The following is a 21986-nucleotide window of genomic DNA, read 5'->3' on the forward strand; positions in this document are numbered from 1 at the left end:
TATGCTTAATCTTATGAAAATGGAAATCACTAGAATTTTTAAAAGCAAATATTCCTATTTTATATTTTTTGCAAGTCTTCTTACATTTTTACTAACAGTAGGTCTGGTCGATTACACTAGCAAAAATATAGACAATTTCGAAGAAAATGTCATTGAGACAAATGATGATGATAGTAATGGAGTCAAGGTTGATGTTGACAAAGGTGAATTAGAAAAATTGACCGATTCTGGAGAAGACTTTGTCATATCATCTTTTTCCCAATCCACCTACCTAATTTTTCTAATAATCTTTGGTTCCCTATTTTTTACTAATCCTTATGCCAATGGCTTTGTAAAAAACTTCCTTGGCATGACCAAAAATAAGAGTTCGTATATAATAGCGACCTTTATTACAGCTTCTCTATTTGTTATAGTAAGCTTTGCCCTAGGAGCAGGTCTTCTTACTATAACAGGAGCTTATATAAACAATGGTATGCTCAAATTTACCAACTATCCTAGATTATTTTTTGTTTTATTAATAGAGCTAGTCTCTCATATCTCCTATCTAGCGCTGATCTTACTAGTAGCTACATTTACTAGGTCTACAGCAAAAACCTTGATGTTTACATTATTGTACCCTACTATATTTTTTAACCTTTTAAGAGGTATTGGCGACCAGTTTCTATCTTTATTTATCAATTTGCCAGATGACTTTTCTATAGCAAATTATGTTAATATAGGCAATATAATCTCAACAAATTTTGCCTCAACTAATGCTGATCTTACTAGATCTCTAATCGTAGCAATTATAATAGGAACTATAGCATTGGTCTCATCTTCTGTTATAATAAATAAAAAAGATATATAGAAGGGAAAATATTATGTATGCTATCTGGATTCTTGTTTTGTTACTTGTAATCTCACTAACAGTCAACTTCCTTATGATAAGAGAAGTTTATAACATTTACCAAGAAGTAAATTTTCTTATAGAAAATAATACGCAAATGAGAATATCTACTGGTTTTTCTATAGGACCTTTTGACCAATTAGCTGAGATTATCAATAAGTTTTTGGATAGTTATCATAATAAAGAAAAAGCTTATATCAACAAGGAAAAGTACTTACAAAATACTATAAGGGGACTTTCTCACGATATTAGAACTCCCCTCACTTCCCTTGATGGTTACTTGCAGGTTATAGCAGATAATAAGGAAGATTCTGACAATGACAAGTACCTTTCCATAATGAAAAATCGCATCAATAGTCTAAATAGTATCCTAGACCAGCTATTTACCTTTATAAAACTTCAAGAAGAAGAATACATACTTGAGATGGAGAAAATTGATATTACATCTCTTGCCCTAGAAACTTTATTTAATTACTACGAAGATTTTAAATTAAGGAATATTGAACCTACAATAGACTTTACAAAAAATAAAGTTTTTATATTGGCAAACAAGGATGGTCTTTGTAGAATTTTTCAAAATATTTACAAAAATATATTGGAACATGGTCAAAGTCCAATTCATCTTAGTCTTAGAGAAGTAGATGATAAAATAATTTTTGTAAGTAAAAATAAAATGAAAGACGATCTTACAATAAACAAAAATGATGTATTTAAGGAATTTTACAAGGCGAGTGATTCAAGAACTGGTTCATCTACAGGTCTTGGTCTTGCCATTTGTAAGGGGCTTGCCGAAAAGATGAATGGAGAAATATCAGCAGATATCGATGGAGAATACTTTTCAATTATCCTTAGTTTTGATAAGATAAAAAAATCTTCCAAGTAATATGCTTGGAAGATTTTTCTCTTAAAGTATTATTTTATAATTTTCTAAAGTCTTAAAGATTATTTCTCTTTTTTCTGGTTTTTTGTCAATTATTAGCTTGTCATCTTCGATTCCATTCTCCCTTAATATATATAGGGTATCTAGAACAAAGTTTTCGCTGCCTACTACATAAAAATATCCATCACTTTTATTTTTTGCAAGGTTTTTTATCTTTTCAAGGTAGTCGCTTCTACTGTCTAACCAATATTTTAATAATAGTGAATCATCAATACTTGAAAAGTCTCTTTCGTAAAGATGGGTGTCTTTGGCATTGACATTTACGCTAATAAATTCTGGGATATTTGAACTATCTTCTTCAAATCTTTTTATAAGTGGTCTTATAGTTGACATAGCAAGGCCTTGGGATAGGGCTATGACAGGGGCATCTTCTCTCTTCAAAGCCATATGAGATTTGATTTTAAAGATTGTGACCATATCACCAGCTTCAAGATTTGATAAAACTTTTTTAAATGGTGACTTTCTTATAGGGATTTTAGTTGTAAATCTTATATTGCCCTCACTTATCAAAGTATTTATACTAAGGTGGTGGATTAGCTTTTTATTAACTTCTTCACCCTCATCGTAGCCAGGCAAGGCAAGGTGGAAGCTAGATCCCTCCTCCCAAGTCAAAGCTTCTGGTTTTTCCAAAGTATATGTCCATACGTTTTTGTATTCTTCTTTTTTATCTAAAATTTTAACTTGATATTTGTCCATAATCTCTCCTATTGATAATTGTTATCACTAAGTCCACTATACTTATTTTTTATTAATTATCATCCGGTATGTCTATATTTCTTTTACCAATGTTTAAAGTATTAGAAACATACTTGAAAAATTCTTTGTAATCATATATCCAATTATCAATTATTCCTGACCTATAAATTCCTACAATAAATATAAATATAACTGGCAAAAATATTGCTCCCATCACTCCAAAAAGCTTAAGTCCAGCATAAAGGGCTATGACTGATAGTATTGGGTGTATATCTGCAGAGCTTCCTATTACCTTTGGAGCTATGACTTGTCTAAGCCCAGTCCAAGCCGTCAATACAATCAATAGTCCTAAGGCTTTGAAGGTATTATCAAAGATAAGTAGTTCTATTATTGACCATGGCAAGAGGACTATTATAGGACCAATCATAGGAAGTAGGTCTACAAATCCTAATATTAGGGCTATTGGTATGAAGTATTGTTGGCCTATGAAAAACAGAAAAATCGCCATTATTATTGTGCACAGCAAGGCTAGTTTTAGTTGGGATTTTATATAATTCCAGGTTGAATTCTTAAAGACGGTCCTTATCAAAGAAAGGTTATTCTTTGACTTTTCTGGTATCAATAGATGGTATTTATCAGAAACATTTTGCATATCGCCAAGTATTATATAAAATGCTACTACAAAGGTAATCACAAAAAATATTATATCATTGGATGTATTTATAAAGGCTTGGGTAAATCCAAAGGTAATATTGATTGCGTTTTTCTGTAGGCTACCCAGCCATTCATAGAGTGAGTTTAGGCCAGACCTTATGGTGTTTGATACATAATCTGGCATGAGGTTAATCTGAGAATTGGCATCATTGATCCAAGTATTTACAGAAGATACAATCTTATCCCAATTGCTTATGATATTACCTACAAGTCCAGATACTTGATTTACTATAAATTGGATGAACCATACCATGAAGGATAGTAAAAGCAAGAGCAGGATTGTACCAAGCAGGTAGGATACCGCCTTGTGTTTGATTGGCAGGATATGGTCAATCTTTCTTATATATGGAGACAAGAGTCCCCCGATTACTAGAGCTAGTATTATGGGCATTAGGGCGTTTATTAAGGCTGGTGCTAAAAATACTAAAAATAATATGGATAAAACAATTATTGTCGTTCTTAGAAATATTCTTTCATAAAGTTCTTTAATTCTCATGGCATTTCCTTTAATATTTGATAATATTATTATATCAGAAAGAATGGCTGTAAGAAATATTATTCTCAATTGTCTTATATATGAGGAGGGCAAAATGGATATCGAAAAAATATATAGAATATACTTTGAAGATGTGTATAGATTTTTGCTCTCTTTGAGTAAAAATAAGGACATAGCCCAGGATATAACAAGCGAAACTTTTCTAAAAGTCATAAATAATAGTAAGAAAATAGAAAAAACTACAAATATTAAGGCCTATATTTTTACCATAGCAAAAAATACTTACATCAACTACTATAATAAAAATAAGCTAATGATGGCAACAGATGACATAGAAAAGTTTGACCAAGGGATTGATTCCTTTGAAGAGAATCTCATAGAAAGAGATAATGTAAAGGTCCTAAATAATGCCATAGATAAGCTTGATGAACCCTATAGGTCTATTACAAAGCTTAGGTTAAATGATTTGTCATTTAAGGAGATAGGAAAAATCTACGGTAAAACGTCTAACTGGGCCTGCGTTTGTTATTATAGGGCAAAGGAAAAATTAAAGGATATCTTGGAGGATAATTGTGGATTGTAATATTATAAAAGACTTGATCCCCCTATACAAAGAGGGGATTTCTAGCAAAGAAAGTAAAAAATTGGTAGAAGAACACATAAAAACTTGCAAATCTTGTAGGGATTACTATCAAAGCCTGGATGATGATGAAGTTACAAATAACCAACCCTTAGAATTTGTAAGCCAAAGTATAGAAAAAAACAAGAAAAATCGCTCGCGAATGATTGGATCTTTGGTTTTTTCAGTGCTTTTGATAGTATTTTCTTTTTTAACAAATCCTAGGCAAATAGATTATGACAAGGAATTGATCAAAAGTTCATCAACTGATGATAAGATAATCTATGAATTTAGGGACGATGTGACAAGAATCTACACAGATTACGCAAATGGCGAATATGGTGACACTCTATACATAGATGGTAGTTATTCCTATTTAGATAGGATATTGGGAGGAGAAAAGCAAGTTCTCACTCTTGATAAAAAAGACTACAATGTAATTTTGTATAACAATAACGGCAACAAGGCAGCAAAGGTCTTATACGACCCTAATGGCAACACAATAAATTCTGGGTCTCTTTCCTTGCCTAGATTGATATTTGCTTTTTATGCAAAAATAGCTTTATGCCTATTTGTTTTAGGACTAATCTTATCATTTACAATTTTTAGAAAATGGGATAAGTTCAAGAAAATTAGACTAGTAAGTTTGCCTCTTTCCTATGTCATAGCTACTTTTCTCATAAAAGGTTACGACTTAGCAAGCTTTCACCCAGTCCGAGACCTAGGATTCATCCTAATCACCGCCCTTGCTATTTACCTTTTTATATTCTCAACAAGCCAATATTTTGAAGAAAAAGAAAAATATAAAATATAGTTGGGTAATAAACTATTAGGAGGATATCATGATAGATCATATAACACTACAAGTTTCAAACTTAGATAAATCAAAGAAATTTTACGAAGAAATTTTAAATGAAATTGGATTAGCTAAAGTAGCAGATGATGAATATGGGGTTGCTTTTGGCAAAGAAGATTCTAACACAGCACCTGAGTTATGGCTTGATAAAGGCAACCCCAACAAAACCCATATAGCTTTTAGAGTTAACAGTGAAGAAGAAGTTAAAAACTTCTACAAGAAGGCTATTGAACTAGGTGCAAGTGACAACGGTGGTCCAGGCATACGCGAAAAATACGCTCCAAACTACTACGCAGCATTTTTCCACGACTTTGATGGAAATAATATAGAGGCTGTATATTACAAGTAATAAGCATAAGAAAAGTGGCTCTTGGGCCACTTTTAATGTGCAATAATTTATTTATATTTATAGAAACCTTCACCAGTTTCTCTACCTAGCAGACCTTTTTCAGCCATTTGCTCAAGTTTTACTAGTGCTTTACCAATATCAGTTTCAGGATCAAGTGCATCTGGACTCATTTTAACAACGTTGATAATAGTTGTAAGTCCTACCATATCTATAATTTCAAATGGTCCCATTGGTGAGCCAGTAGATATTTTCCAATCCATGTCTATATCATCATAATCAGCTACTTCTGCCCCATAAAGTCTTAGACCAGCACCTAAGAAAGGACCTAAAAGTGAATTTAGGATATATCCAGGTTGTTCCTTATTGAGAACTGCTGGATACATACCAATATCTTTTGCAAATTGAGTCACAATTTCAGTAGCTTCATCACTTGTAGTATCATGTCTCATGATTTCAGCAATGTTTTGTCTGTGTATATCGTTAGCAAAATGCAATGATAGGTATTTTTCCTCTCTTCCTGTGAATTCCTTGAAACTAGATGGTAGCAAGGTAGAAGAGTTGGTTACTAAAATAGCATCTTCTTTTAAATATGGAGCTAATTTCTTGTAAAATTCAGTTTTTTCATCTGGAATTTCTGCGATTGTTTCTATAACGAGATCAGCATCTTTGACAGCTTCTTCCAGATTTGTTAAAAATTTTAGTCCCTTATATGCATTTTCATTTACTTTTTTAAGTTCTTCGATTCTTTCTTCTGTTATTTCACTTTTATCATTAAAAAAAGATCTTGGATAATTTGGATTTTCTGCACCAATATATGCTGGGGCTAATTTTAGTTCTTGGGCATAAATTTCATTAATTTTTGCAAGTCTTGGTTTCATTCTCTCTATGGAACCCTCACTTCTGCCCCATAAAGTTACGTCAAATCCGTGAAAAGCAATAGCATATGCAATTTGTGCACCAAGCACGCCACCACCTGCTACTGTAACATTTTTTATAGCCATATTATCTCCTTTATCACTGTATTATACTTATATATAATACCCAAATCTTTCAAAAAATATCACAAAAAAACGGCTATTAACCGTTTTCTTAATTCTCGTCGTCGTCATATTTAAGTACTGCAAGGAAGGCATCTTGTGGGACTGCTACGCTGCCGAGTTGACGCATACGCTTTTTACCTTCTTTTTGTTTTTCAAGAAGCTTTTTCTTCCTGGATATATCTCCCCCGTAGCACTTTGCTATAACATCTTTTCTTAGGGCCCTTACAGTTTCCCTTGCTATAATCTTGCCACCTATGGCTGCTTGGATAGGGATTGCAAATTGTTGACGTGGTATCTCATCTTTGAGCTTTTCAACTATACCACGACCCCTAGTATAAGCACTATCCCTGTGGACAATGATTGATAGGGCATCTACAACTTCATCGTTAATTAGGATTTCAAGTTTTACTAGATCTGATTCCTGATAACCAATTAGTTCATAATCAAGAGAAGCATAGCCACGTGTTCTAGATTTTAAACTATCAAAGAAGTTATATATTACCTCATTTAGTGGGATTTTGTATTTGATAGAAACTCTGGTCTCGTCAATATAGGTCATATCTATCAGTTCCCCACGTCTGTTTTGGGCAAGGTTCATAACTTGGCCAATATAGTCAGATGGAGTTATAATCTCAGTCCTTGTGATTGGTTCTTTGATATAGTCAATTGTAGCAGGATCTGGGAAATCATTTGGGTTTTGGATTTCTATCTCTTTATCATTGCCCTTGGTTTTGATCCTATATATAACTGATGGAGCTGTTGCTATGATATTTAGGTCATATTCACGCTCTAATCTTTGGGTTATGATGTCCATGTGGAGCAATCCCAAAAATCCTGAACGCAAACCTACACCAAGAGCTTGGGAGTTTTCTTGTTCAAATACTAGGGCCGCATCATTTACTTGAAGCTTTTCTAGGGCATCGCGAAGTTTATCAAAACTTTCCCCCTCAGCTGGATATATACCAGAATAAACCATAGGAAGTACTTCCTTATAGCCAGATAAAGCTTTTTCAGTAGGATCATCTGCTAGGGTTATGGTATCGCCAACTCTGGCATCCTTTACTTCCTTAATAGAAGCTTCTATAAAACCTACATCACCAGATCTTAGTTCTTTTGTCTCTATGCGATTTTTCATGGTGTAGCCTACTGTATTTACCTCGTAGGTCTTACCAGTATTCATCATCTTTATCTCATCGCCAGGTTTTACCACCCCTTCAAACACTCTGACATAGCATATTACTCCACGATAGGAATCGTAATAAGAATCAAATATTAGAGCCTTTAGTGGCTTATCATCGTGGTCTTCTGGAGCTGGGACATTTGCTACTATATCTTCCAAAACATCTTCAATATTTAAGCCTGTTTTAGCAGAAACTAGGGGAATGCCCTCTGTATCTAAGCCAATTTGGCTTTCAATTTCTGCTTTGATTTCATCAACTCTAGCAGAGGGTAGATCAATTTTGTTTAGTACTGGCAATATTTCCAAATCTTGTTCTAGGGCAAGGTATGTATTGGCTAGTGTTTGTGCCTCTACCCCTTGGCTAGCATCTACTACAAGAATCGCACCCTCACAAGCCTTAAGTGATCTTGAAACCTCGTAGTTAAAGTCCACATGTCCTGGGGTATCTATTAAATTTAAATCGTAAATCTTTCCATCATTAGCCTTATAGTGAATCTTAATTGACTTAAGCTTAATTGTTATACCACGCTCACGTTCTAGATCCATGTCATCTAGCATTTGGTTGGTCATCTCTCTTTGTGATATGTGTTCTGATTTTTCAATCAGCCTATCAGCAAGTGTGGATTTACCATGGTCTATGTGAGCTATGATGGAGAAATTTCTTATATTTTCTTTTCTCTTTGTCATCTAATTAGTCTCATTTCCATATGGATTACTATCTATTTTACCAAAGTCATCAAAAGGATAAAATCTCAAAAATGCATGGCCTACTATATCATTTTTCATAACAGGTCCAAAGTTTCTAGAATCATTGCTAGCTCCTTCTTCCCTATTATCTCCCATTACAAAATACTCATCTTCGCCGAGTGTCCAAAAAGTTCCATCAGCCTCTGGCAAAGTGTAGTCAACAGAAATATATGTTTCGTCAAGCTCATTGCCATTTAGGTAGACTTTCTCGTCTTTAAGTTCTATAGTATCCCCAGGTACACCAATAACTCTTTTAACATAAAGTTTATTAAGATCATCAGGAGCCTTTAGGATTACAATATTTCCCCTATGGTAATCCTTAAAACGAGGTCCAATCTTATCTACCAAAAGCATATCATCATGGTAGAGGGTATTTTGCATAGAAAAGCCAGCCACCTTAGTAGCATCAATCAAGAACATCTTTATTACAGTAGCTATCAACAAAGCTATAGCTATGGTCTTGATCCAATCTAAGATTATGTCAGTTAAACTTTCCTCATTCTTATTTTTTTTATTATCGTCCCCACTGTCATTTGGGACATAGATTTTTTCTTCAGTCATTATATATTCCTCTCATTTCTTCTTATATTATAAACTATATTTGCAAAACTACAAAAATCTAGACAAAAAAATCTAGATAACTTGTAAGTTTCCTTCCTTTATGGTAGAATAAATCAGTCAAGCAAAAATAGTTGAAAAGAAAGAGGGTGAAATAATGGCTAATATTAAATCAGCTCAAAAGAGAATTGAAACAACAAAAAGAGATACTCTTAAAAACAAATCTCGCAAATCTGAAGTTAAAACATACATCAGAAAATTTGATGAAGCAATTGAAGCTGGAGACATCGACAAAGCTCGCGAAATTTTCATTCACGTTGACAAAAGAATGAAACAAGCAGAAGCTAAAAATGTATTCCACAAAAATAAAGTAGCTAGAACAACATCTAGACTTCAAAGAGCATTAAACAACGCTCAATAATAATATGAGTAATTATCAGTAATGGATCCTCACATATGACTACTGATAATTACTCATTTTTTATTTGCAAATCTTCTGAATTAGAAGCAATAATTCTATTTTCATATCAAAATCTGTCGATTTTTGCCTTACTTCCATATCAAAAAGCCTAGAGTGGATGTCAAAAAGCTCTTCGTATGTAAAATTATTTATAAATCCCCTGACCTTCCTAAGCTCATATGGACTTATACCTATGCTTTTCATAATATAAGCGTCATTTTTATTATTAGTAAATAAAGTCTTGATTCCAATAATATTTCTAAATTGCCTAATAATCATATGAAAGATCATAAACAAATCTTCATCCCTTGTTACCATATTTAGATAGGTGGTAGATGCTAATTTCAAATCTTTCCTTGATATGGCATCGGTTAAGTTAAATATGTTTAGATTTAAAATCTGATCTAGTTGGTCGTAGACATCTTTTTCTTTTACAATCTCATCTTCAGAACTTGCTATGATTTTATCTACTGTATTTACTATATCAAATAGATCAAGGTCACTATCCCTATCTAGGTAGGAAAATCTTTGGACTATTTCTGCAAGCATTGATTTTTTTATTTTCTTGCCGGCTTTGACAAATCTCTTGCCTATAAAATTCTCAAGCTCACTTTTATTTAGCCTATCAATTGTTACGATATTGCCGTATTTTTTAACTTCCTTGTAAAATTTCCCTTTAAAGGGACTAGAGTCAGAAAATATTAGAAATGTAGTGTATTCTGGGAAGTTTTTTATATCACCTGTCAAATTTGTAAGGAGATCTTCGTATTCCTTGAGGGAATTTTTGGATAAATCTATATCTTTCCATATGATATATTTCCTATCTTCCATAACAGGATAGGTCTCATAGGCATTTTTCATATCCTCAAAATCTACATTGCCCTTTAGTTCTATTAGATTAAAGTCAGCAAATGATACTTTTTCCTTTGCAAAATCTATTATGGTTGTATTTAGATAATCTTCCTTAGAATCAAATAAGTAGATTCCTTTTGCCTTATCTTCTATCAAATTTTCCATAAATTCTTTGTAATTCATCTAAAATAACCACCTTTTACATAGCTTTCTACACTAACTTGTTTTTTAAAATTTATCTTTACCATACCATTAATTTGACTATTATATATCTTAACTCCATCTAAATTTTCTATAACTTCCCTAGTCGGGTGACCATATTTGTTGTTTCTGCCTGCAGAAATTAGGGCGATTTGTGGATCTACTTTTTCTACAAAAGATCTAGAAGTAGAAGTCCTCGACCCGTGATGGGATACTTTGAGCACATCAGCTCTTATATTAAGATCATCCTCATATTCACTTGGCAAATCTCCTAAAGTAAGGATTTTAATACCCTTAATATCAATAATATAACCTACTGATTCGGCGTTTTCCTCACCTTCTACCCCATCAAAGACACAAGTAATAGACCCATCTCTTATCTTTATTCTGTCATCTTTTTTTATAATTTTAGGATTGTAAGTCGCTAGAGAATTTGTATTTAATTTAGAAGTCATAATATTTTCAACATTGAAATTATCTACCACGCTACCAATATTACCCGCATGATCACCATCTTCGTGGGATATAAATACTGCCTTAATATTTCTTATTCCCAAGGAATTTAGGTAAGGGATAAGTATCCTCTCTCCTGAATCATAATTATCATACTTTGGTCCACCTACATCAAATAAATAGTAATCTCCCCTATCCTTAAGCAAAAAGGCATCTCCTTGGCCTATGTCAATCATAGTAAAACTTATTTCTGGATTTAAATAATCATAGCAAAGACTAAAACTCACTACAAGAAGATTTATACCATAGAAAAGCTTCAACAACTTCTTGTTAGATCTCCTCATATAAAATATTAGCAATATCAAGACGAATAAATATATAGTCACAAAAATACTTGGATGAGCAAATCTTATATTAAATAGACTAAAGCTATTTAAAAACTTAACAATATTTAAGATAGTAAGCAATAAAAAATCCAAGACCTTAAAAAAAGGACTTACTATAAAACGCAAGACTGGGTACAAAACCACTAGTCCAAAGGCTACATACATAGCTATGGTAAATATTGGCACTACCAAAAAGTTTGCAAGTATAGATAGGAGATTTATATTCCCATAGTAAAATATAGTAAATGGAAAAAGTCCAAGCTGAATAGATCCTGTAAAGGCGAAATTTTCTTTTATTTGATTATTTGAAAATCTTCTTTTTATTTTTGGATATATCAAATAAACGGCGCTGGTAGCCACAAATGATAAGATGAAGCCTGAGTTTAGTAGAGCAAAAGGATTTGCTAGTAATATAAGCATTCCTGCTATTAGTAATGATTTTATCTTATCTTCTGGATTTGCTGTTAAAAAGGCAAGAAATCCTATTAAATTTATGATCAAAACCCTGATTACAGAAAAAGGAAATCCTATCAAATATCCATAAAAAAGACAGATACCTAGAGCTAAGGCGTAGCCATACTTGTAATTAAATCTCGCCAGTATAAATAAGATAAATCCCATAAGCAAATCTATGTGAAGACCTGAAACTGCGAGTATATGTACAAGGCCCAAATCTTTTATGTCAGCATTTTCTATTAAGTTCTCTCCTAAGATAACTGAAATTATAAAGTCTGATGCAGTTTTTGATAAGTTTTTTTCAAAAGTTTGGTGTACATACTTATAGAACTTATTTCTCGCCTTTAGGAAAATACTCTTGCTATATGAAGACTTATAAACTTTCTTAATCTCTAACTGACTTCCTATCCCCTTTGAAATCAAATACTTCCTATAAGAAAAAAGATTAGGATTGGTGTTTGTATCTGGAATTGAAACATCTGAATCTGCAAGGAGAATTTCCCCTATGTCCAAATCTTCCTCAGCAAATAAGACTGATTTTTCATCTATCTTATTAGCCTTAACCCTTACAAAATACCTATAATTATCAGCCGTTTTTCGCTTTTCTAAGATAGTAATCTGCGCCTTGATTTCCTTATAATCTTTTAGCTTGTAAGTCCTAAAATTAAAAAAACTAAGGATAAATCCTAGTAAAATACCCAAGGGAATTATCATATATTTCTTGTCAAATAGGCATAATAATCCAGCAGAAAGTCCACAAATGACCATTACTTTAATTAAAGATAGGCTCTCAAAATTTATGAATAATCCTATGCCTGCCATAATCCCCAGCAAGCAATAAAAAATTTTCTTTCTCATAGGCTAACCTCGGGTATATTATATCATAAGTACAAACTATAGTTTTAGACTAAAGGAAGGTAAGTAATGCAAAAATTATACCTAAATTATCCAGAAATAACCGATATAAAGGCAAATATAGTATCCAGAAGATCTAACGGTGACAATACACAAGTAATACTCGACCGCACTATTTTTATGCCTAATAATGACTATTTCCTAAAAGATAGTGGAAATATATCTGGTCTTAAAATTATATCTATCGAAGAAAAAAGGGACAATATAATTCACACTGTCAAAGGCAAGTTCCAAAAATCTGCCGTAAACCTACATTTGGATAAGGCAAACAGGATGATAAATCTTACATATAATACAGCTTTTATCATATTTAAACTGGTTTTCCAATCTTTTTATTTGTCAAAAGATATAAAACTTCTACTGTTAGATGATAAATTTATTATAAGGATAAATAATTTTTATGATTTTCTAGATACAAATCTTATGGAAGATCAAATTAATTTCCTTATTTCAAAAGCAGTGCAAATTGAAAATAATAGCGGAATCACAAGTATTTATCCTTTTGGAGAAGTAATTAATAATGATATTTGCTTTGATAACACAAGCAAAGTCCGAGGATTTAAAATTATCTCTAGTCAAAATATAGGAAATGACTTGGATATAGAATTTATTGCAGGAGATGATTTGATCAATAATTGATGGCAAAAGCCATCTTTTTTAATTTTTAGATATATTTACACTATCACTTTAATTTGTTATAATTAAATAAAATTTGAAGAAAGGAGAAGAATAATGAACATTAATCTAAATAAGAAAATCGGAGTTTCTAAAAATTAGTCAAAGTAAGTACATATATAACTCCTTGCTTTGACTATAATAAAAAATCAAGGAGGAAGCGGATTTACCGCACTTATGAAAGAATTAAAATTTATTTTCAAAGAAATGTGGTCTAAGGACCCATTTATGTATGTGATTATTGTAATAAATGCAATAATTAATGGACTATTACCCTTCATCTGGATCCTAGCTCCAGCTTATGTAATCGATAATAGAGATAAGGGAATAGAATTTTTCATTCCATTTTTTATCTTTCTATTTGTAGCTACTTCACTTATGAAGTTTTTAAATTCATTTTTGACTGGTAATTATAGGATGAGAATGAACAATCTTCGCTACCAGCTTAATAGAAATATCATAGAATACAGTCTCAATTTATCCTATGCCGACCAGCAAGACAAAAAGCAAAAGGAACTTATAGCTGATGCCATAAGAGCAGTCGAATATCCCTTTGATGGTTTTGGCAATATTGTATTAAATATGCCAATGGGCTTTGGTCTAATCATATCTTTAATAGCATATCTATGGATATTTACAGCTATGCCTTGGTACTTAGTCTTATATCTAATCGTTCTGACTACTATTATTGGCAGAATTATGTATAAAATTACTTTTATTTACGAAGACTTTTGGGAGAAAATCGACCATACCTGGGAAGAAGTTCACCAACTAAATTATGAACTGCAAAATCCTATATCAAAACTTGACATATTGATGTACGATATGAAAAAAGTCTTTAGAAAGTATTATTTTTCATTAACTGATATACGCTATAGTGAGATGTACGCTGCAGATAAAAAGACATTTAAAGTTTTTATCAAATCTAGGATTATTTCTCTGATACGTGACATCCCTATATTTTACTGGATGATTTTAAGTCTATCTAATGACCAGATTAATATTTCACGTTTTTATGTCTTATTCACATCTGTCTTTGCTTTTATGATAATGATAGATCAGTTTTGTAATCAAGCAGCTTTTTTAGTAAGAGATCTTAAGTTTTTCAAATATTATTTCAAAATACTAGATTTCCCAACAAAATCTTATAAAAAAATGGATTTCGATTCTGTAAATATAGAAATTAAGAATCTATCATTTAAATATCCATCATCTGACAAGTACGTCCTTAAAAATATCAACCTGGACTTGTCAAACAATAAGTCTATTGCCCTAGTAGGCGAAAATGGTGCCGGAAAAACTACTCTTGCACTAATACTTGCAGGACTACTAGAACCAACAAGTGGTGAAATTTTATTAAATGGCAAGGATATTAATTCCTATGGCATAGACAAAAAAGACCTAGTATCAGCAATTTTCCAAGACACTCTACTCTTGCCATATTCTATCAGGGAAAATGTGGCTATGAATTCTAATGATTGTGATTTAACTGATGTCTATGAAAAAACTGGTCTAGATGACATTATCGCAAAATATGATAAAAAAGATGAACAGATACTCTTAAGAACCTTAGATGATAAGGGAATCGACCTATCTGGCGGTCAAAAACAAAGATTATTTTTGGCTCGTGCTATCAACAAAAAGTCTGCCAAAATATTAATCTTAGATGAGCCAACAGCTCAACTAGACGCCATAGCAGAAAGAGATCTATATGAGCTTTACAACGAAATGACAAGGGATAAATCTAGCATATTTATCTCCCACAGGCTAGCTTCCACCAAGTTTTGTGATAAGGTGGTTTTCCTAAAAAACGGTGAAATCATCGAAGAAGGGACTCATGAAGAATTGTTAAAAGCTGATGGCGAATACAAGGAATTATTTGAAATCCAAGCCAAAAATTACAAGGAGGAAGATCATGCGTAATTACATCAGACTTTTTAAGATAATAGAAAATAAGCACTCTGGATTTATCAAAAAAGTTATATTTATAAGCGTGCTACTAGGTCTACTTCCCCTATTTAATATAATTGCACCGAAATTAATTATAGATGAATATAATGGCCTAAGACGATTTGAAGTCATGTTTGCATTTATTGTTTTAGCCTTAATATTAAATGTGGCTAACGAATTAATTGCTTCATATTCAAGAAGCTACTACCAGAGGACCTTGCAAATTTTTAACGACGAGTTGGCTTTTGCAGTAAATGAAAAAGTACTATCTCTTCCAATAGAGCTTACTGATAGTAAGTCAACCCAAGAAAAAGTGGAACAAGCCCTATATGGAGTGGGTATGACCTACGCCATATTGGAGTTTCTAGCCTTTGCGACCGGAGCAGTAGCTACAGGTATTGTATCAATCTTCATACTTTTAAGCTTAAATCCTCTCATACCTTTATTGATAATAGGTCTTAGTTTGTTAAACAAGCCTTTTAGGAAAATCATTAAGGAAAATGAAAAGAAATATCAAGAAAACTCAGCCAAAGATAACAGAGTTTACAAATACTATTATGATTTTTCTAGAGATTATAAGTACTCCAAAGACATAAAAATATTTAATGCTGAAGATATGATACTTTCAAAGGCAAAATACCACATGAATCAGATGTTTTTGACAAATCACAAGTACTACAGCAAAAACGGCGCCATGAATGGTGGCATGAATGTCATAAACAATTTGGGAGTTGTGGGATCATTTATTTATATAGTTATAAAAGTAATAGAAAGAACAATTACTATTGCCAATTTCACCCTATACTTCAACTGCCTTAATAGACTTATCGAAGCTTTGAGAGTTTTTCAAGAATATTATGCTGACCTAGCAGGATTAAATGTTGCCCTCAATTCTTTATATGAGTTTTTGGATATAGATGATAGTTGGAATAAGGGTGGAAAAATCGATAAGGTCGACTTAAGTAAAGTATCAATCGAATTTAAGCATGTGTACTTCAAATACCCAACAAGTGAAGACTACATTCTAGAAGATTGTTCCTTTGTCATAAATCCTGGTGAGACTGTGGCCCTTGTAGGCAGAAACGGTGCTGGTAAGTCTACTATAGTTAAACTCCTTTGTAAGTTCTATGAGCCTACTAGTGGGGAGATTTTATTAAATGGGATAAATATTGCCGATATAGATACCAGGTACTACTACCAAATCCTATCACCTACCTTCCAAGACTTTAGACTCTTTCCTTTTAGGATTGATGAAAATGTAGCTTGCTTAAAGGCAGATGATATTGACGATGATTCATATAAGGATATGGAAAAATCTTTTAAATTACTAAATATAGAAAAATGGATAGATTCATTGCCAAAGGGAAAAGCAAATTATATTACCACCTTGTTTGATAAAGAGGGAGTTCAACCTTCAGGAGGTCTTGGCCAAAAACTTGCACTAGCACGTTCTATGAACCATAAGGGCAAATTTATTATCATGGATGAGCCAACTAGTGCCCTAGACCCTCGTAGTGAGCAAGAAATATTTGAAAATATGCTTGCCATTACTAAGGACCAGACATCACTTTTCATCTCCCACAGACTATCGTCCACCAAATATGCTGATAGGATACTCGTTTGTAACCACGGCAGGATTGATGAAGAAGGAACTCATGAAGACCTTCTAAAAGAAAATAAATTATATAAAGAGATGTTCACCACCCAAGCAGAACTATATGCATAAATCAGAACTACCAGCTTAGCTGGTAGTTTCCACAGCGCCTAGAAGGCGCGAATACCGGCACGCCCCTATTGGGGCTCCGAGTATTATCTCCACATGCACCACTTTCTCAGCTTCTGCTTAAGCAGTTTATTTATTGCTTCTTTTTACTGACTCTCCCGTAAACGGGTCATAGTATTCCTTGATACTTATTTGATCCGCATAATAGTCTTCTTTTAGTTGATTTTGTATATATTCTTTTATCATTTTCTCATTTCGCCCTACTGTATCTACGTAATAACCTCTACACCAGAAATGTCTGTTTCCATATTTATATTTTAAGTTTGCGTGTCGATCAAATATTATTAGTGAACTTTTTCCTTTTAGATATCCCATTATTTCTGAGATACTATATTTTGGTGGTACTTCTATAAGCATATGGACATGATCTGGGCACAGCTCCGCTTCTATTATGTTTATTCCTTTTCTTTGACATAGTTCTCGTAGTATTTGACCTATGTCTTTTTTTAGTTTCCCATATATTTCTTGTCTTCTAAATTTCGGGGCAAATACTATATGATATTTACATCTCCATTTTGTATGTGATAAACTATTGTTGTCCAATTTATTCTCCTTGTTTTTATTGTGCATGTGGTTATCACAATTATATTACAAGTGAGAATTTTTTGGTCTTGAAGCTAAAGCTTAATCCCTCCACCTGCATAGCAGGTGGTTTTTTGTTTCGCTCACATTCGTTCGCTCAACTCACTTAAGTGAACGCAAAAAGAAGCGATTAGATTTAATCTAATCGCTTTTAAAATTTGTTTACTAACCATTCTAATCCCATGGCCCAACCCATGGAGTATAAAAATATTGAAGGTGGCTTACACAAAAGAATTATTGTAGCATATTTTTTAAAACTCATATCGGAAAGGCCAGTTAGATAGCAGAGAAAATCATCTGGTGCTACAGGCAATAGTATAGCCCAGGCAAAGAATTTTTCATATGTCTTATCCTTTATCCTATGCTTATACTTATCAAAAGTTTCTTCTCCAAAGAAATTTAGTATAATCGACTTGCCAAAAGTCCTAGATATGAAGAATACTAGCATAGATCCTGCACATATAGATATGTAATTATATATAAATCCCCAGAAAGGTCCAAATATTACTACACCAAATACTGTAGTAAGGCCTCCTGGTATAATCGGTACAACAATTTGTGTGACTTGGACTAGCATAAATATTATATTTGCCCACACTCCAAAGGATAGGATAAATTCTCTAAAGGTATCTATCGAGTTGAATAAGCCCCTTTTGTAGCCAATGTAGCCTAGAATTGTAAGAATCACCAAAACTAGGACTGCTATTATGTTGTAGATATTTTTCTTGATAAATTCTTTCATATAGCCTTCTTAATCTGTATTATTAATATAATACAATAATACATTATTTAAATATTATTGTCAAATTTATTTAAAATTTAAATTGCTCATTATTAAATCAAAGCCAAAGTACCAAGCCATAGAATAGGCAAATATAGGTAGTGGTTTACAAAGAAATATAATTTTTGCAAATTTTTTAAAACTCATATTGCTTAAGCCTGTTATATAGCACAAGAAGTCATCAGGAGCTACAGGTAAAAGTATAGCCCAAGCAAAAAACTTTTCATAGGAATCTTTCTATATTTTATCTTTATATTTATCAAATTTCTCTTCTCCAAATACTTTTATTAGCAAATCTTGGCCAAAAGATTTTGATATTAGAAAATTTATTATAGATCCTATACATATTGATAAATAGTTGTAAATAAAGCCTTTTAATGGTCCAAAGGTGATAACTCCAAAGGCTAAAATAATTCCTCCTGGAACTCCCGGAACGACAACTTGCATTATATTTGCAAGAAAAAATATCAAAAACGCCCATGGTCCATATGATAGGACATAAGCTCTAAAACTTTCTATTGAATCGAAATTTCCATTTTTGTATCCCATATAAGCTAATAATCATAAGATAATAAATATCCCTGCAGAAAGTATCGAGAACTTATACTTTTTTATAAAATCAATCATAATACCTTCTTAAAGTCTATTAAAATAAGTAGTGTACCATATATAATGATACACTAATAAATAATAATTACAATATATCTGAAATAAAAATTAAATATTAAGCTCAAAAATAATTTAAGTAAATTATTTTCTTATTAAAGTTAAAATCATTAATATTAAATAGTCATTAAATCCTTTTAAGTATTATTAGAAACATTATATAAAAAAACAAGTCTTGAAAAGCAAGCTTGTTATTCAATCTATTATATATTTATTATGCTTATAATTTTTTATTTCTCGTAATATTATATATACCCCAATTGAAATTAGCCTTTGGATAAAAAAACTAGGACATTACATCCTAGTCTTCTCTATCCCACAACAATATTTAAAATCTTGCCAGGAACATATATTATTTTTCTTATTTCCTTATCTGCTATGTGACTTGCTATATTGCTATCGTTCTTGGCAGCTTCTATGGCATCATCTTTATTTGCATTTATTGGCATTATCACCTTGCCACGTACCTTGCCGTTGATTTGAACTGGCATTTCAAATTCATCTTTGACAAGCTTCTTCTCATCGTAAGTTGGCCAAGATGTTTGGTTTAGCTTTCCTTCAAATCCTGCCATCTCCCACAATTCTTCTGTTAGGTGTGGAGCAACTGGATTTAGTAAGATAATATAGGTCTTAAAATCTGCCTTTGTGATTTTTCCTGCTGCTCTCATATCGTTTGATAGGGACATTAGGCTTGCTATAGCTGTATTAAACTTAAGATTTTCATAATCTTCTGTGACTTTTTTGATAGTTTGGTGAATTGCCACTTCTAGGTCTTTAGAATAATGGTCCCCATCTTCTACTAGGTCAATCATGTTATAGACACGTTCTAGGTATTTTCTACAGCCACGAACTCCCTCATCAGACCATATTGCTGTTGATGAGAAGTCTCCTATAAACATTTCGTAAGTTCTTAGTGTATCTGCTCCATAATCACGGATTATATCATCAGGATTTACTACATTGCCACGAGATTTACTCATTTTTTGGTGGTCTTCACCAAGAATCATACCGTGGCTTGTTCTCTTCATATATGGTTCTTTTGTTGGAACTATACCTAAATCATATAGGAATTTGTGCCAGAATCTTGAATACAATAAGTGAAGAGTTGTATGTTCCATTCCACCATTGTACCAATCAACTGGGCTATAGTAATCCAAAGCTTCTTTGCTTGCAAGAGCATCAGTATTATGTGGGTCCATATATCTTAAGTAATACCATGAAGATCCTGCCCATTGTGGCATAGTGTCTGTTTCTCTTTTTGCAGCTTTCCCACAGATTGGACAAGTTGTATTAACAAATTCCTCTATTTCTGATAGTGGAGATTCTCCAGTAGCTGTTGGTTCGTAAGATTCTACTTCTGGAAGTTTTACTGGAAGGTCAGCTTCATCAACTGGCACCCAACCGTGTTCTTCGCAATAAACCATAGGAATTGGCTCTCCCCAATATCTTTGACGGGAGAATACCCAGTCACGAAGCTTAAAGTTTGTAGTAGCTTGGCCTAAGTTCTTTTCTTCTATATATTCTATAGCTTTTTTCTTAGCATCCCTAGCAGAAAGACCATTTAAGAAATCTGAGTTAATTGATATACCTTGGTTAATATCTGTTAGTGGTAATTCAGTTTCTTTCCCATTTTCGTATACTGGAAGTATTGGCATGTCAAAAGTTTTTGCAAATTCATAGTCTCTACTATCATGAGCAGGAACAGCCATAATAGCACCAGTACCATAGGTCATAAGTACATAATCAGAAACCCATATTGGGATTTCCTTGCCAGAAAGAGGATTTATGGCTGATAATCCATCGATCATAACTCCAGTCTTATCTTTGTTTAGCTCAGCTCTTTCAAAGTCTGATTTTTTACGTGCTTGGTCTTGATAGTCAACAAGCTGGTCAAAGTTGTTAATTTTTTCTTTATATTGATCAAGTATTGGGTGTTCTGGAGATATTACCATATATGTTACACCAAAGATGGTATCTGGACGAGTTGTATAAACTGTAAGTTTTTGATCGGTATCTTTTATATCAAAGTCTACATTGGCACCCTTAGACCTGCCTATCCAGTTGATTTGTTGAGCTTTTATCCTATCTTCATAATCAACTTCATCTAAATCATCAATTAATCTATCAGCATATTCAGTAATTTTTAGCATCCATTGATTCTTCATCTTATGGACTACTTCGCTGCCACATCTTTCGCACTTACCATCAACTACTTCTTCGTTAGCAAGCCCTACTTGACAGTCTGGACACCAGTTTACACTCATCTCGTCTTTATAAGCAAGGCCTTTTTTATATAATTGAGTGAAAATCCATTGGGTCCATTTGTAATAGTCTGGATCGGTAGTATTTACTTCCCTATCCCAATCAAAAGAGAAGCCAATAGATTTTAGTTGATTTTTGAAGTTTTTAATATTATCTTCAGTTACCTTGGCTGGGTGTATTTTATTTTTAATAGCATAGTTTTCTGTTGGTAGACCAAAGGCATCAAATCCCATTGGATATAAAACATTCAATCCATCAAGTCTCTTTTTTCTAGAAACCACATCTAAAGCTGTATATGGCCTTGGGTGACCAACGTGTAAGCCTTGTCCAGATGGATAAGGAAACTCTACTAGGGCGTAGAATTTTTCCTTATTATGGTCTATTTCGCTATGAAATGTTTTCTCTTCATCCCAAATTTTTTGCCATTTTTTCTCAATAGCATTGGGATTATATTCTGGAAATTTATTATCAGTCATTTTTCAC

The 21986-nt window shown here is 32.7% G+C and carries 19 protein-coding genes and 1 pseudogene; 9 read left to right on the top strand and 11 right to left on the bottom strand.

Annotation, left to right across the window (positions count from 1 at the left end; translation table 11 throughout):
- The first annotated feature begins 1 nt into the window (after position 1).
- Together QNH69_RS07020 and QNH69_RS07025 are read left to right on the top strand one after the other, a co-directional pair.
- Positions 2 to 847, top strand: coding sequence for a hypothetical protein (locus QNH69_RS07020; RefSeq protein WP_282929783.1), 846 nt, complete (start codon positions 2 to 4; stop codon positions 845 to 847).
- 13 nt (positions 848 to 860) lie between these two features.
- On the top strand, positions 861 to 1769 hold the full coding sequence (locus QNH69_RS07025) for a HAMP domain-containing sensor histidine kinase (protein ID WP_282929784.1): 909 nt from the start codon (positions 861 to 863) through the stop codon (positions 1767 to 1769).
- Between the two features lie 21 nt (positions 1770 to 1790).
- Here the strand turns inward: QNH69_RS07025 and QNH69_RS07030 are convergent, their stop codons facing one another.
- Positions 1791 to 2522 carry a hypothetical protein gene (locus QNH69_RS07030; protein ID WP_282929785.1) on the bottom strand — a complete coding sequence of 244 codons (732 nt, stop codon included), beginning with the start codon at positions 2520 to 2522 and terminating at the stop codon, positions 1791 to 1793.
- Positions 2523 to 2574: 52 nt separating this feature from the next.
- Positions 2575 to 3732: an AI-2E family transporter gene (locus QNH69_RS07035; RefSeq protein WP_282929786.1), complete on the bottom strand. Its 1158-nt coding sequence runs from the start codon at positions 3730 to 3732 to the stop codon at positions 2575 to 2577.
- A 94-nt stretch (positions 3733 to 3826) separates the two neighbouring features.
- On the opposite strand from QNH69_RS07035, the gene QNH69_RS07040 reads away from it, so the two are divergent.
- From QNH69_RS07040 to QNH69_RS07050, 3 genes are read left to right on the top strand one after another with little or no spacing between them, the layout of a single operon-like run.
- Positions 3827 to 4315, top strand: coding sequence for a sigma-70 family RNA polymerase sigma factor (locus QNH69_RS07040; RefSeq protein ID WP_282929787.1), 489 nt, complete (start codon positions 3827 to 3829; stop codon positions 4313 to 4315).
- A complete protein-coding gene (locus tag QNH69_RS07045; RefSeq protein ID WP_282929788.1) occupies positions 4305 to 5165 on the top strand; it encodes a zf-HC2 domain-containing protein in 861 nt (286 codons plus the stop codon). Before QNH69_RS07040 ends, QNH69_RS07045 begins: the two co-directional genes overlap by 11 nt.
- Positions 5166 to 5193: 28 nt before the next feature.
- Entirely contained in the window at positions 5194 to 5556 is a 363-nt protein-coding gene (locus QNH69_RS07050; protein ID WP_282929789.1) for a VOC family protein, read from the top strand.
- A 47-nt stretch (positions 5557 to 5603) separates the two neighbouring features.
- Here QNH69_RS07050 and QNH69_RS07055 read toward each other — a convergent pair whose 3' ends face one another.
- From QNH69_RS07055 to lepB, 3 genes are all read right to left on the bottom strand, one after another.
- The gene (locus tag QNH69_RS07055; protein ID WP_282929790.1) at positions 5604 to 6557 is read right to left on the bottom strand and encodes a 3-hydroxyacyl-CoA dehydrogenase; all 954 of its coding nucleotides are present in this window, start codon (positions 6555 to 6557) and stop codon (positions 5604 to 5606) included.
- An 88-nt stretch (positions 6558 to 6645) separates the two neighbouring features.
- Positions 6646 to 8463: a translation elongation factor 4 gene (gene lepA / locus QNH69_RS07060; RefSeq protein WP_282929791.1), complete on the bottom strand. Its 1818-nt coding sequence runs from the start codon at positions 8461 to 8463 to the stop codon at positions 6646 to 6648.
- On the bottom strand, positions 8464 to 9084 hold the full coding sequence (gene lepB / locus QNH69_RS07065) for a signal peptidase I (protein WP_282929792.1): 621 nt from the start codon (positions 9082 to 9084) through the stop codon (positions 8464 to 8466). It lies immediately after the preceding gene.
- A 154-nt stretch (positions 9085 to 9238) separates the two neighbouring features.
- On the opposite strand from lepB, the gene rpsT reads away from it, so the two are divergent.
- Positions 9239 to 9502: a 30S ribosomal protein S20 gene (gene rpsT, locus QNH69_RS07070; RefSeq protein WP_282929793.1), complete on the top strand. Its 264-nt coding sequence runs from the start codon at positions 9239 to 9241 to the stop codon at positions 9500 to 9502.
- 60 nt (positions 9503 to 9562) lie between these two features.
- Here the strand turns inward: rpsT and holA are convergent, their stop codons facing one another.
- A complete protein-coding gene (holA, locus tag QNH69_RS07075; RefSeq protein WP_282929794.1) occupies positions 9563 to 10576 on the bottom strand; it encodes a DNA polymerase III subunit delta in 1014 nt (337 codons plus the stop codon).
- Positions 10573 to 12747, bottom strand: a complete 2175-nt coding sequence (locus QNH69_RS07080) for a DNA internalization-related competence protein ComEC/Rec2 (RefSeq protein ID WP_282929795.1) — start codon at positions 12745 to 12747, stop codon at positions 10573 to 10575. The genes holA and QNH69_RS07080 overlap by 4 nt, the downstream gene beginning before the upstream one ends.
- Positions 12748 to 12813: 66 nt before the next feature.
- On the opposite strand from QNH69_RS07080, the gene QNH69_RS07085 reads away from it, so the two are divergent.
- The 3 genes from QNH69_RS07085 (at position 12814) to QNH69_RS07095 (ending at position 17155) form a co-directional block, all read left to right on the top strand.
- Positions 12814 to 13443, top strand: a complete 630-nt coding sequence (locus tag QNH69_RS07085; RefSeq protein WP_282929796.1) for a hypothetical protein — start codon at positions 12814 to 12816, stop codon at positions 13441 to 13443.
- A 213-nt stretch (positions 13444 to 13656) separates the two neighbouring features.
- Complete coding sequence (locus QNH69_RS07090; protein ID WP_282929797.1) at positions 13657 to 15402, top strand: ABC transporter ATP-binding protein; 1746 nt, start codon at positions 13657 to 13659, stop codon at positions 15400 to 15402.
- Positions 15395 to 17155 carry an ABC transporter ATP-binding protein gene (locus QNH69_RS07095; RefSeq protein ID WP_282929798.1) on the top strand — a complete coding sequence of 587 codons (1761 nt, stop codon included), beginning with the start codon at positions 15395 to 15397 and terminating at the stop codon, positions 17153 to 17155. The genes QNH69_RS07090 and QNH69_RS07095 overlap by 8 nt, the downstream gene beginning before the upstream one ends.
- Positions 17156 to 17281: 126 nt before the next feature.
- Here QNH69_RS07095 and tnpA read toward each other — a convergent pair whose 3' ends face one another.
- From tnpA to leuS, 4 genes and pseudogenes are all read right to left on the bottom strand, one after another.
- Complete coding sequence (gene tnpA, locus QNH69_RS07100) at positions 17282 to 17782, bottom strand: IS200/IS605 family transposase (protein ID WP_084593708.1); 501 nt, start codon at positions 17780 to 17782, stop codon at positions 17282 to 17284.
- A 163-nt stretch (positions 17783 to 17945) separates the two neighbouring features.
- Positions 17946 to 18536 (bottom strand): TVP38/TMEM64 family protein, encoded by a 591-nt coding sequence (locus QNH69_RS07105; protein WP_282929799.1) that lies wholly within the window; start codon positions 18534 to 18536, stop codon positions 17946 to 17948.
- A 66-nt stretch (positions 18537 to 18602) separates the two neighbouring features.
- A pseudogene (locus QNH69_RS09325) lies at positions 18603 to 19124 on the bottom strand (VTT domain-containing protein).
- 428 nt (positions 19125 to 19552) lie between these two features.
- On the bottom strand, positions 19553 to 21979 hold the full coding sequence (gene leuS / locus QNH69_RS07115) for a leucine--tRNA ligase (protein ID WP_282929801.1): 2427 nt from the start codon (positions 21977 to 21979) through the stop codon (positions 19553 to 19555).
- Between the last annotated feature and the right edge of the window lie 7 nt (positions 21980 to 21986).

This window comes from Anaerococcus sp. Marseille-Q7828 (assembly GCF_949769285.1).
GTDB lineage: Bacteria > Bacillota > Clostridia > Tissierellales > Peptoniphilaceae > Anaerococcus.

What these genes read in the sequence shown, in the direction of transcription:
- QNH69_RS07020 (WP_282929783.1), top strand. Translation starts at nt 2, where the DNA reads ATGCTTAATCTTATGAAAATGGAAATCACTAGAATTTTTAAAAGCAAA.
- QNH69_RS07025 (WP_282929784.1), top strand. Translation starts at nt 861, where the DNA reads ATGTATGCTATCTGGATTCTTGTTTTGTTACTTGTAATCTCACTAACA.
- QNH69_RS07030 (WP_282929785.1), bottom strand. Translation starts at nt 2,522, where the DNA reads ATGGACAAATATCAAGTTAAAATTTTAGATAAAAAAGAAGAATACAAA.
- QNH69_RS07035 (WP_282929786.1), bottom strand. Translation starts at nt 3,732, where the DNA reads ATGAGAATTAAAGAACTTTATGAAAGAATATTTCTAAGAACGACAATA.
- QNH69_RS07040 (WP_282929787.1), top strand. Translation starts at nt 3,827, where the DNA reads ATGGATATCGAAAAAATATATAGAATATACTTTGAAGATGTGTATAGA.
- QNH69_RS07050 (WP_282929789.1), top strand. Translation starts at nt 5,194, where the DNA reads ATGATAGATCATATAACACTACAAGTTTCAAACTTAGATAAATCAAAG.
- QNH69_RS07055 (WP_282929790.1), bottom strand. Translation starts at nt 6,557, where the DNA reads ATGGCTATAAAAAATGTTACAGTAGCAGGTGGTGGCGTGCTTGGTGCA.
- lepA (WP_282929791.1), bottom strand. Translation starts at nt 8,463, where the DNA reads ATGACAAAGAGAAAAGAAAATATAAGAAATTTCTCCATCATAGCTCAC.
- lepB (WP_282929792.1), bottom strand. Translation starts at nt 9,084, where the DNA reads ATGACTGAAGAAAAAATCTATGTCCCAAATGACAGTGGGGACGATAAT.
- rpsT (WP_282929793.1), top strand. Translation starts at nt 9,239, where the DNA reads ATGGCTAATATTAAATCAGCTCAAAAGAGAATTGAAACAACAAAAAGA.
- holA (WP_282929794.1), bottom strand. Translation starts at nt 10,576, where the DNA reads ATGAATTACAAAGAATTTATGGAAAATTTGATAGAAGATAAGGCAAAA.
- QNH69_RS07080 (WP_282929795.1), bottom strand. Translation starts at nt 12,747, where the DNA reads ATGAGAAAGAAAATTTTTTATTGCTTGCTGGGGATTATGGCAGGCATA.
- QNH69_RS07085 (WP_282929796.1), top strand. Translation starts at nt 12,814, where the DNA reads ATGCAAAAATTATACCTAAATTATCCAGAAATAACCGATATAAAGGCA.
- QNH69_RS07090 (WP_282929797.1), top strand. Translation starts at nt 13,657, where the DNA reads ATGAAAGAATTAAAATTTATTTTCAAAGAAATGTGGTCTAAGGACCCA.
- QNH69_RS07095 (WP_282929798.1), top strand. Translation starts at nt 15,395, where the DNA reads ATGCGTAATTACATCAGACTTTTTAAGATAATAGAAAATAAGCACTCT.
- tnpA (WP_084593708.1), bottom strand. Translation starts at nt 17,782, where the DNA reads ATGCACAATAAAAACAAGGAGAATAAATTGGACAACAATAGTTTATCA.
- QNH69_RS07105 (WP_282929799.1), bottom strand. Translation starts at nt 18,536, where the DNA reads ATGAAAGAATTTATCAAGAAAAATATCTACAACATAATAGCAGTCCTA.
- leuS (WP_282929801.1), bottom strand. Translation starts at nt 21,979, where the DNA reads ATGACTGATAATAAATTTCCAGAATATAATCCCAATGCTATTGAGAAA.